Genomic DNA, 11045 nt, shown 5'->3' on the forward strand with positions numbered 1-11045 from the left:
ATCAGTATCTGAAAATAGCGGCCGAACCGGAGGTTACAGGCATTTTATCAGCCGGAACTACGACCACTTTCCCTCCCAACTTCTCAACAATTTCCCCTATGTCGTCCAAAAGATCATCCGTTTCAGGGTCGGAAAGCTCGCCGGTTTCTATGCGACCGGTGGATTCATCTATTATTTTTCCAGGGATGATCCTGTCGGATTCCAGTAACAGGGTTTCCACTCTGCCTTCAGTTGCCGCCGCTACAATATCGCCGATCAGGTCACTGCCTTTTTGGTCAGCAATGGCCTGACCTGCCTTTTCAGACCAGCCTTTTAACCTTTGGTTATACTCTGGCTCCATCACTTCCCAGGCCATTGCTGTTAACCTGTCAGCTGGCAACGCGTCTGGATTCAGCGCAATTCCATGATCCAGCAAAAGCGGATTTTTATTTACCTTTTTGAAAAGATTATGGTGTTCCGGAAGCGCTGCCAAAATAAGTGGGAGTCCTGATACCTTTGAAAATTTCTCATGTACCGTTTCTGCGACAACCCTGAAAAACCGCTCGGCATCGATATCTGTTTCATCCTTTTTGGAACCATGCCCATGGTGCATATTCCCGCTTCCTCCGCCAACTCCTCCGTATGAAGCGACGGTCGTATGTTTCTCAGTAAGTTCGTCTCCCAAAGCCTCTTTAATGGTTTTAGGGATGTCATCACCCAGTTCTATCTCAGAAATAGAATGCCTGTTACCCTCAAACATACGCATTTCATGCAGGCTCAGACCAAGAATCTGGAACCTGTCTTCTGTTTGCAAATACTTGCGAATAGGCTTGGTGTGAAAGCTGTCAGCAACAATGGCCAGCTCGGCAACAGGAACAGGCAGGCTTACCATTTCAAAAATGTCGCCATAGCTAAAAATGGCCAGTCCATCCAGATTGTAGTTCCAGATATTCCTGTCTTCTTTGATCTTGTCAAAAGGCTGCAAATAAGATTTTACCTCGTTTACTGAATATTTCTGCGACAAAGAAGTTTCTAACTTGTTTAACAGGTTCTGAAACCGGATCGGATCTTGTCCATTGTCGGGGTGAGTCCGGTGTGTCGGCAAGTATACTGATATGCAAGGTCCTGTTGCCGCTGCTGACGACAGTTCTTGAATGATCTCTTTGGTCGGAAATTTCATAATTTTTATTATTTAATATAATACTTTTTGAAAACCGACTACTTGGAATAACCATGCCAACATTAATGTTTTGATATTAGAAAAACATTAGAGTGTTCATTATCTTGAATTTAGCATTCTTTATGATAGAGGATTGATTTTACTTAATTCAGATTTGTACAGGCCTGGATTTGTATCCAATTACGAATATCTACTTAGAGCAAACTTTAAATAAAGGCAGGGATTATCTCTGATAAGTATGAAAACGTTTACGGCATACCGCTGCTTGTATTGCAGGCACTTGTCGTTTTTAGAAATTCATAACCTTTTTCTGATCCAATTTCCACTAGTTTTAAAGAATATCTTATATCATCAGCTACTTACAGACAGTCATATACTTTTTCCGAAGAAACTTTCTGAGTGCTGTTCGAAGACATTCAAAGCAGCTACCTATTGAAGGATTCCATCTTGCTCCTTAATGGTTCAAGTCAGAAGTACATTACTCACCGTTACCAGGTAACAGTAAGCAACTTTATCTAACTGGATTAAAAAGAACCGTGTCTAAAGGTATGGCAAGGCAGCATGGATGAAATTTAACAATGCACAAATCCCGCGTATCCATTTTTATTTTTGATTCATGGCAATGTAGAAGTTTGATGATAGATGAGATAATCATGCCGAATTGCTTTAACTATATAATCGGCCATAATGGGCTCGACTTGGCAGTTCCGCTTTTAAATAAAAGTTTTAATTAACAGCAAAAGAAATAAAGAAGCCAGTCTCATGTTGCTGATTCCAATGGTCTTTACAATTAAACATACCCATATGAAAAAACTGTATTTCTTACTGGCTTTTCTGATGCTGAGCAACCTATGCGCTTATGCATCAAGAGTTGACACCATCCAGGTGCCCAGTGCCGTGATGAACAAAACCTTCAAAGCAGCCATTGTTTTCCCGGATAGCTATGCTAAAAGCAAAAAGGATTTCCCGGTATTATACTTACTTCATGGAGGATTCGGCCACTTCGATGACTGGCTGCTTAAAACGCCGGACAAGATGCTGGTCCGCAACCTTGCTGATCAATATAATACAATCATTGTGATGCCTGAGGGCGAAATTTTCAGTTATTATATCGACAGTCCGGTGGATCCGAACAGCAAATTTGAAACTTATTTTATCAAGGAAGTAATCCCGTTTATAGATAGCAAGTACCGCACGGTAAAGGATAAAAAGGGCCGCCTGATTACAGGTTTGTCCATGGGCGGTTATGGCTCACTTTATCTTTCAACCAGACATCCCGATCTCTTTGTTGCCGCAGGCACTATGAGCGGGGCCTTGGATCCCAATATGACAACCTGGAACCTCACCCCCGAACGGTTTAATGGTCTCTCCAAGTTTCTCGAGAAAATCTTGGGTCCTATGACGCCGGATAGTTACCTGCCCTATTCTATTGTCAACATGGCTGATCAGATTCGCAGAAACGGAATGCCGCTGGTAATGGATATCGGGGTAGATGATTTTTTACTGGAACCCAACCGGGAATTACATCGACGGCTGGTATACAATCATACAGCGCACGACTATACTGAACGCCCCGGCGGCCATACCTGGGATTTTTGGCAATCCGCATTGCCAAGCCAGTTATTATTTTTCAGTAAAGTGCTGAAAGTCAATAACACGACTGTTGAGTAATTTAGGTTTGAGAAATAAAATCAGATGCTGTCACTGCTTGGCTTTCTAACCATCTGCGTTTTCTTAGGATTGATCCTGACGAAACGCTTGTCTGTACTGCTTTCACTGATCCTGGTGCCGGTGGTATTCGGGTTGATTGCCGGCTTCGGGCCAAAGGAGATTGGCGAAATGGTATTGGGCGGGATCAGACAAGTGGCCCCTACCGGCATCCTGCTGATCTTTGCAGTACTCTATTTTAGTATGATGATCGATACCGGGCTTTTCGACCCGGTGATCAGCGGTATTATTCGCTTCGCCCAAGGCGACCCTCTCAAAATTACTTTATGCACCGCCGTTTTAACTATGCTGGTTCACCTGGATGGGGATGGCACCGCCACATTTATGATCACTGTCACAGCCTTGTTCCCTGTTTACAAAAAGCTGGGGATGAACAAGTTGATACTTCCCTGTATTGTCGCACTGAGTGCGGGGGTCATGCACCTGGTGCCGTGGTCGGGCACCGTGGCAAGAGCTTTGAACGTCATGAAAACCGATCCGGCGCATCTGATCATTCCGATCCTGCCCGCTATGATCGGCGGAGTACTCTGGGTGCTTTTCGTAGCATTCTTTCTCGGTAAAAAGGAACGTAAAAGATTAGGGGTTGTTCACCTGGATTACGATCATCGGCAGCAACTTTCTGATGAACAAAAAGAAAGCCGCCGGCCGGCGTTATTTTGGCTGAACGCTGTTTTGACGATTGTTTTGATTGCAGCGCTTATGTTGTCGCTGGCTCCGCCGTCAGCTTTGTTCATTGTCGGTTTTGCGGTGGCGATTCTGATCAATTATCCGTCACAGACCGATCAAAGAAAGCGGATCCAGGCGCATGCTGCCAATGTGTTTTCGGTTTCCATCATTGTTTTTGCAGCCGGGGTTTTTTCAGGCATCCTGACAGGAACTAAAATGATCGATGCCATGGCATTGTCGATCGTTACCATGATCCCAAACGAGCACGCAGCTTATCTTCCGGCATTGGTTGGCGTTACCAGCATGCCATTGAGTCTGGTTTTTACACCGGACGCCTATTACTTTGGAGTAGTCCCTGTTCTAAAAACAGCCGCTACCCATTATGGGTTAAATCCGATAGAAATTGGCAGGGCCGCAATTTTAGGGCAAATGACTACCGGTTTCCCGTTAAGCCCGTTAACCGCATCCACTTTTGTTTTAGTTGGATTGTCCGAGGTGGAACTGGGAGATCATCAGAAATTTACTTTCAAATGGGCGTTCGGCACGACCATACTCATGACCATAATAGCAATCGCATCCGGAGCGATAAGTATTTAATGAAACAAAAATATAAAGTCCGTATTGGCTGTGGGGCCGGTTTTTCGGGAGACAGGCTCGAACCTGCAGTGATCTTGGCCGAAAAAGGTGATCTGGATTACCTGGTACTCGAATGCCTGGCAGAACGGACCATTGCGTTGGCCCAAAAACGAAAAGCGACAGACCCTACACAGGGTTATGACCCGCTATTAGAGCGTCGCATAGAATCACTGCTGCCATTACTTAAAAAAAATAAAATCCGGCTCATCACCAATATGGGTGCAGCAAATCCGGTCGCAGCAGCGGACAAGATCATCGGGATAGCAAAAAAAATGGGAATTTCCATCAAAGTAGCCGCAGTTACAGGGGATGATGTTTTGGTGCACATCCGCGGCGATGAGATCGCCATGGAAACAGGAAATCCCATTTCCTGGTCAGGGCAGCTCGTATCAGCCAATGCTTATTTAGGTGCCGACGCTATTTTACCTGCCTTGCAAACAGGCGCTGATATTATTATAACCGGGCGAGTTGCTGATCCATCCTTGTTTGTAGCGCCGCTGGTACATGCGTTCGGATGGTCGCTGGATGATGCCGATATGATTGCCAAAGGGACTGTAATCGGACATTTGATGGAATGTGCAGGACAAATAACAGGCGGTTATTTTGCCGATCCAATTACAAAGCCGGTTGAGAATATGAGCACGCTGGGCCACCCTTTTGCCGATGTTTATCCGGATGGCCGCGCAATGATAGGGAAGATAGATGGAACAGGAGGTACTATAACCCTGGCTACCGCTAAGGAACAGCTACTGTACGAGGTAACAAACCCTTACCAGTACATGACGCCCGATGTTTCAGCAGATTTCACCACTGTATACTTAGAACAGAATGGGAAAGATCGTATTGCAGTGACTGGCGGCGGCGGCAGCAAAAAGCCATCGACGCTGAAAGTCAGCATTGGGTACAAAGCAGGCTTTACCGGTGAAGGTGAGATTACTTATGCAGGGGCAAATGCATTGGAAAGAGCCCGTTTGGCCGGAGAAACCATACAGCAGCGATTAAACACTCAATTTCCTGGCTTAAGGGTTGACTACATCGGTCACACATCGGTACACCCTCATTCACTCGCGAACAACTATAAACCCTATGAAGTGAGATTACGCGTAACCGGAAAAGCTGCAACTGCGGATGAAGCAGCTATAATCGGTCAAGAAGTAGAAGCCCTCTACACCAATGGCCCGGCTGGTGGCGGAGGAGTCCGGAAGTATTTGAATGAAATAATTGGTATTGTATCCATTTTGATCGACAGAAACAAAACAACGTCATCAGTAATCGTGAAAAGTTATGAGCACCAAACTTTATAACATCGCACATAGCCGCGCAGGAGATAAGGGCAATACATTAATTTTATCACTGATTCCTTATGACGAAAAGAATTATGAACTGCTGTGCAAATTGGTAACTGTGGATAAAGTAAAAGAACATTTCAAGGAGATCATACATGGCCCAATCGTCAGATATGAACTGCCAAATATCTCAGCTTTGCAGTTTGTATGTCAGCAGGCTTTGGCAGGCGGAGTTACCACCTCGTTAGTAATGGACACACACGGAAAGACGTTAAGCTACGCCTTACTGGAAATGTGCATTGAATTACCCGGCGGTTAAGGTTGCCATAATGTTCACTTATACCACCGATTTTAGTAGATGCTACCTGGTATACATTAATCAGTATCTGCCCTTTCGTATATTAGGACAAATTTCAAAACTTGTTAAATCAGCTCTTATGCGGTATTTTTAGATTTAGCAACATTTATCAATTATTCTATGACTATAAAGTCTTCTTTTGTTGGCCTGATTATCCTATTTGCTGCTTTTTTAAGTACCACGACTATATACGCTCAGCAGGCATCCGAATGGAGCTACCTTTTCGATGGTAAAAAGACGGACTCACTGAGAGGATACAAAATGTCTGGTTTTCCCAATAAAGCCTGGATTGTTGAAGATGGTGCCTTGGTTGCACAGACAGGATTGCCTAATATTGATCTGGTGACTAAGCAGCCTTATAAAAACTTTGAGCTTACGCTTGACTGGAAAGTATCGAAAGCCGGCAACAGCGGAATATTTTTTTACATTGACGAAGCCGCTGACCAAGAAGCTGGTAATGGAAACAGTCCAAACTGGCTGGATAATTTTGAGATGCAACTGCTAGACGATGTCAATTTCAATGATACTGCTGCTATTCGTTCTGCGGGTTCATTATATGATCTGATTGCACCAACCAACAAAACACTAAAACCGGTTGGGCAGTATAACCAAGCCAGATTAATTGTTAACAACAATCATGTCGAACAATGGCTTAATGGCGTTAAAGTAGTCGAATATCAGATTGGTTCCCCGCAGCTCAATCAATTGATCAGCAGTAGTAAATACAAGAACAATCCTAAATTTGCTAAATCGACCAATGGCCTTATTATGTTCCAGCATCATGGACAGAAGGTTTGGTTGAAAAACATAAAAGTTAGAAGACTGTGATCAATCAGAAGTCTACCCCGGAAACCGAATTGATTTGTCGTAAAAATCTACGTGATTGCAATCAGTAATTTGTATTGGCAGCGCCAAAATATAAACGTCCGGTCTGCAGAAATCGCCAAACCTGCTCTGTCAAACGAAAAACTGATACCTCTCTGGGCTCAGCTTCATTGAGCGAATTATAAAATCTACTACGCGATAAAATATTTATAAAAAAGAAAAAAGTCCTTATCTGCATTGATTTCGAAATGTAATTTGCAAGATAGTACACAAGCAAAACAGGCCCGCAAAAAAACAAATTATCACCTAATCTAAGCTGATAATCAAGAGGCTATATATGACATCAATATTAACTAGAATGTTAAATTCAGGAAAACTGTAACGGAACCAACGAAAAGAACGAAAAAACAGGAAGTTCATGATTTTTTGAGATTCAATCTCAAAAATACCTCTGCTAAAACATGTGAAATATTTTTGTGCAAATAAGTCAGCACTGTCACTACTATTCCTATCGCGATGTATTTTGTAATGATCAGAAAACCAGTTTTTAAATCAAACGGAATTTATCTTACAAGTACCAATTCAATGGCACGAATGTCTGCAAACCTGGTTCCTTTCAGTTCGGTAATAGCGAGCTTCAGTTCACCGGTTCCTTTTTCCAGAGCCCAGTTCCCGACATACAGCTTTTTAAATACCTTTTCATAAGATTCCGCCTGCCGCTTTACCCGGTCGGGACTTGGAATAAGTTCGGGATCAAAGGCTTCTGTAATTTTACCGGAAATCTTTTTGCCATTCAGTTCGGCCTCAAATGCATCGCCAATGCCGGATTGCGGACTTGTATAAAATACATTCACCTTATACTGGCCTGCGGTATGAATATCCACATTCCATGATACATAGGACTCGGTGTCATCCCAGTTTGTGATCCAGGATGAATTAGGCGCCGAGCTGCTGTAAGACAGTTTTCCGGTTGGCGACGGATGCAAAGTTGCATCCTGTGAAGGAAGTATCGTTTTGGGAAATTGCGGATAACCGACTGGCATCGAACGAACGGTATCCATTCCCTGAAAGCTTTCTTTATACCATTTGTCCAGCGCGGTACTTAGGCCGGCTGCAAGTTCGGGATACTGACCGGCAACGTTGTTCTGCTGCGTGGAATCTTTTGACAGGTCGTACAAGGCATTATTCAGAAACAGGAAATTTCCTTTTCTGACACTATGATGGTTATTAATGGAAAGAAACAGCAATCGTTCAGGTACCGCTTCCACTTTGCCTATCAGTATGGGTTTAAGACTGATGCCGTCCAGGGTTTTTGTTCCGTTCACCGGAATTCCTGCCAGATCCGTCAGTGTCGGAAGCAGATCGATGTAGGCTGCATTTCCGTTCACCACTTTTCCCTTGGGAATAATGCCCGGCCAACGGATAATAAACGGAACACGCACGCCCCCTTCATCCGCAGTACCTTTACGCCCTTTCATATCCCCGTTCCAACGCCATGAATTAGGCCCGTTGTCTGTCATATAAATAACAATGGTATTTTCGGCAATTTTAAGATCCTGCAGTTTTTTCATAATCCGTCCGACGTTGTCGTCAATATTTTCACACATTGCCAACGCCGTAACGGTCACTTCGGGATCTTCTTCGGCTTTGTTATGGCTGAACTGCCTGATTCCCCTGGCTTTGACACGGTTATAATATGCGTCGGGCACCTGAAACGGCGAATGCGGCGTATTGTAAGGAATGTAACATACAAATGGCTTCTGCCTGTTTTTCTCCATAAATTCCATTGCCTTGTCGGTAAGGTCATCGGCAATGTAACCTTTACTGCGCACTGCATCGCCGTTATGATCTACTACCGTATTGAAATAATTTGCATAATGCCCGCTCAGCATACCATAAAACTCGTCAAATCCGCGGCCATTGGGATGATACGGATATTGGCTGCCATTGTGCCATTTACCAAAACATCCGGTTGCATATCCTGCTTTTTTAAACAAATCGGCAAAAGTTACTTCATCCAGGTTCATAAATTCCCTTGAATTGCTGACGCCCCAGACTCCGGTGCGGTAATGATACCTGCCGGTCAGCAATCCTGCGCGTGTAGGCGCGCACAGCGGAGAAACATAGAAACGGGAAAACATGGCACCGTCGCGGGCAAGCTGGTCAATATGCGGAGTACGTACATTTACATTGCCGTTGATTCCCAGATCACCCCATCCCTGATCGTCAGTCAGGATGAAAACGATATTCGGGCGCTTTTGCGCAGTGCTGATTCCACTCGAATAGAGCATGCATAGCAGCGTACAAAGCAACTGAAAGGAGTACGTAATATTTTTCATCAGATTCTGGAAAAGATCAATTTGAAACCAGACATGCCGTGGAAGACTAAAAAAACCGGAAATGAACCCACACTGCAAACGTAAAACAATAGTACCAGTTTGTACCGGTACAATACCAAGCATCCAGGCCATGCATACAAAAAAATTCTACAAACCAGAAAGACAAATAAACTGAACAGTTCTGAAACTGACAACAGGTCTGTTCTCTCAACACCCTGAACTGAAACTTCAGCCATACCATTTGAACAGGTTCATGATGAACTTTTTGCCGGTCATACTGGCATTTTGTTTATATTTGCGTTCTCAACTCCTTTCAAATTTCCATGTAAGAGCTTCTTTCTTTTAGGAAAAATCAAGCGGCGCCACCCACTGCGGCATGCCCATTTATTTACGCTATCAAAGAAAGAAATCATGCTTTTTCTTCAAGATGTCGCTTATGCACATCCGAACAGAGACCTTTTGTTCTCTGATATCAACCTTTCTGTCAACAGGCAGGATAAAATTGCGCTCGTAGGCCATAATGGTGCGGGCAAATCCACACTTTTGAAGATACTGGCCGGATGGTTGAAGCCAACCAATGGAAGGGTAAACGCCGGTTCAGAGCCTTATTATGTACCGCAGCTTTTTGGGCAGTTCAATGATTTTACCATTGCGCAGGCGTTGCGCGTGTCCGACAAACTGACTGCACTGAAAGCCATTCTCGAAGGTGAGCTTACCGATTCCAACCTTACTTTGCTGGGAGATGACTGGGCAATTCAGGAGCGTTGCGAGCAGGCGCTGGCGCACTGGAAACTGGATGCACTGGACTTGAGCCAGCGTATGGAAACTCTGAGCGGCGGTCAGAAAACCAGGGTTTTCCTGTCAGGCATTATGATCCATAATCCTGAAATTATATTGCTGGACGAACCCGGCAATCATCTGGACAGGCAAGGCAGGAACACCTTGTATGAATACATTACATCCACTACCGGCACACTGCTCGTTGTAAGCCACGACCGCATCTTGCTTAACCTGCTGAATACTGTTTTCGAACTTGACAAACGCGGCATTTCGGTTTACGGAGGCAATTATGATTTTTATGCCGCCCAAAAAGCCATTGAAAGTGACGCTTTGAACCAGGAACTGAAAAGTACGGAAAAAGCCTTGCGCAAAGCCAGGGAAACGGAACGCGAAACCATGCAGCGACAACAGAAACTGGATGCCCGCGGCAAGAAAAAGCAGGAAAAAGCCGGCCTGCCCACCATTGTAATGAACACGCTGAAAAACAATGCAGAGAAGAGTACTTCCAGAATCAAGGGGGTTCATACGGAAAAGACAGAATCCATAGCCAAAGATCTCGGCCAGTTGCGCAGCCAGCTTCCGGATACCGGTAAAATGAAGCTGGATCTTGACAATTCTGCCCTGCACAAAGGAAAAATCCTGGTGACTGCTGAAAATCTGAATGCAGGCTTTGGACATTTACTTTGGAAAAAACGCCTTGACTTTCAGATTCTGGGCGGTGACCGCATGATGATAAAAGGACTAAACGGTACCGGAAAGACCACCTTGATCAAACTTATTCTGGGCCATATCCAACCGGTTTCCGGAACCCTTGAACGCGCGGATTTCAGAGCCATTTATATAGATCAGGATTATTCGTTCATTGATAATCATCTGAGCGTTTATGAGCAGACTCAACGCTGCAACACGGGTGCCTTGCAGGAACATGAAATCAGAACGCGCCTGAACCGGTTTTTATTCAACAAGGAATATTGGGACAAACCCTGCTCTGCGCTCAGCGGCGGTGAGAAAATGCGCCTGATGCTTTGTACACTCACCATTGGCAACCAGGCACCGGACATGATCATACTGGATGAACCCACGAACAACCTGGATATGCAGAATATTGAGATCCTGATTGGTGCAGTCAATGAATATCAGGGAACGCTGCTGGTCGTGTCTCACGACACCTATTTTCTGGAACAGGTACGAGCCGGAAAAGTAATCGACCTCGACGAACTTGTATAAACGCAGCTTACGACATGCCGGATTCGGCCAGCCACCGGTCT

The 11045-nt window shown here is 44.6% G+C and carries 8 protein-coding genes; 6 read left to right on the forward strand and 2 right to left on the reverse strand.

The genetic code is table 11. The features are described from left to right. Position 1: 1 nt before the first annotated feature. A complete protein-coding gene (locus FEM55_RS05535; RefSeq protein ID WP_138280280.1) occupies positions 2–1159 on the reverse strand; it encodes a baeRF3 domain-containing protein in 1158 nt (385 codons plus the stop codon). 804 nt (positions 1160–1963) lie between these two features. On the opposite strand from FEM55_RS05535, the gene FEM55_RS05540 reads away from it, so the two are divergent. From FEM55_RS05540 to FEM55_RS05560, 5 genes are all read left to right on the forward strand, one after another. After that, a complete protein-coding gene (locus tag FEM55_RS05540; RefSeq protein ID WP_138280281.1) occupies positions 1964–2830 on the forward strand; it encodes an alpha/beta hydrolase in 867 nt (288 codons plus the stop codon). A gap of 24 nt (positions 2831–2854) precedes the next feature. Next, positions 2855–4150, forward strand: coding sequence for a CitMHS family transporter (locus FEM55_RS05545; protein WP_138280282.1), 1296 nt, complete (start codon positions 2855–2857; stop codon positions 4148–4150). Beyond that, positions 4150–5493: an acyclic terpene utilization AtuA family protein gene (locus FEM55_RS05550; protein WP_138280283.1), complete on the forward strand. Its 1344-nt coding sequence runs from the start codon at positions 4150–4152 to the stop codon at positions 5491–5493. Before FEM55_RS05545 ends, FEM55_RS05550 begins: the two co-directional genes overlap by 1 nt. Further along, positions 5474–5794, forward strand: coding sequence for an AtuA-related protein (locus FEM55_RS05555; protein ID WP_138280284.1), 321 nt, complete (start codon positions 5474–5476; stop codon positions 5792–5794). Before FEM55_RS05550 ends, FEM55_RS05555 begins: the two co-directional genes overlap by 20 nt. Before the next feature lie 159 nt (positions 5795–5953). After that, positions 5954–6661 carry a 3-keto-disaccharide hydrolase gene (locus tag FEM55_RS05560; RefSeq protein WP_138280285.1) on the forward strand — a complete coding sequence of 236 codons (708 nt, stop codon included), beginning with the start codon at positions 5954–5956 and terminating at the stop codon, positions 6659–6661. A gap of 560 nt (positions 6662–7221) precedes the next feature. On the opposite strand, the gene FEM55_RS05565 is transcribed toward FEM55_RS05560, so the two are convergent. Further along, positions 7222–8997 (reverse strand): arylsulfatase, encoded by a 1776-nt coding sequence (locus FEM55_RS05565; protein WP_212748293.1) that lies wholly within the window; start codon positions 8995–8997, stop codon positions 7222–7224. Positions 8998–9408: 411 nt separating this feature from the next. Between FEM55_RS05565 and abc-f the strand changes: the two genes are divergently transcribed. Then, positions 9409–11004: a ribosomal protection-like ABC-F family protein gene (gene abc-f / locus FEM55_RS05570; protein ID WP_138280286.1), complete on the forward strand. Its 1596-nt coding sequence runs from the start codon at positions 9409–9411 to the stop codon at positions 11002–11004. Positions 11005–11045: the final 41 nt, after the last annotated feature.

It is taken from the genome of Dyadobacter sediminis, assembly GCF_005860765.1.
GTDB lineage: Bacteria > Bacteroidota > Bacteroidia > Cytophagales > Spirosomataceae > Dyadobacter > Dyadobacter sediminis.

Bases quoted from the DNA above. Each gene is read 5' to 3' on its own strand.
- FEM55_RS05535 (WP_138280280.1), bottom strand. From the start codon at position 1,159: ATGAAATTTCCGACCAAAGAGATCATTCAAGAACTGTCGTCAGCAGCG.
- FEM55_RS05540 (WP_138280281.1), top strand. From the start codon at position 1,964: ATGAAAAAACTGTATTTCTTACTGGCTTTTCTGATGCTGAGCAACCTA.
- FEM55_RS05545 (WP_138280282.1), top strand. From the start codon at position 2,855: ATGCTGTCACTGCTTGGCTTTCTAACCATCTGCGTTTTCTTAGGATTG.
- FEM55_RS05550 (WP_138280283.1), top strand. From the start codon at position 4,150: ATGAAACAAAAATATAAAGTCCGTATTGGCTGTGGGGCCGGTTTTTCG.
- FEM55_RS05555 (WP_138280284.1), top strand. From the start codon at position 5,474: ATGAGCACCAAACTTTATAACATCGCACATAGCCGCGCAGGAGATAAG.
- FEM55_RS05560 (WP_138280285.1), top strand. From the start codon at position 5,954: ATGACTATAAAGTCTTCTTTTGTTGGCCTGATTATCCTATTTGCTGCT.
- FEM55_RS05565 (WP_212748293.1), bottom strand. From the start codon at position 8,997: ATGAAAAATATTACGTACTCCTTTCAGTTGCTTTGTACGCTGCTATGC.
- abc-f (WP_138280286.1), top strand. From the start codon at position 9,409: ATGCTTTTTCTTCAAGATGTCGCTTATGCACATCCGAACAGAGACCTT.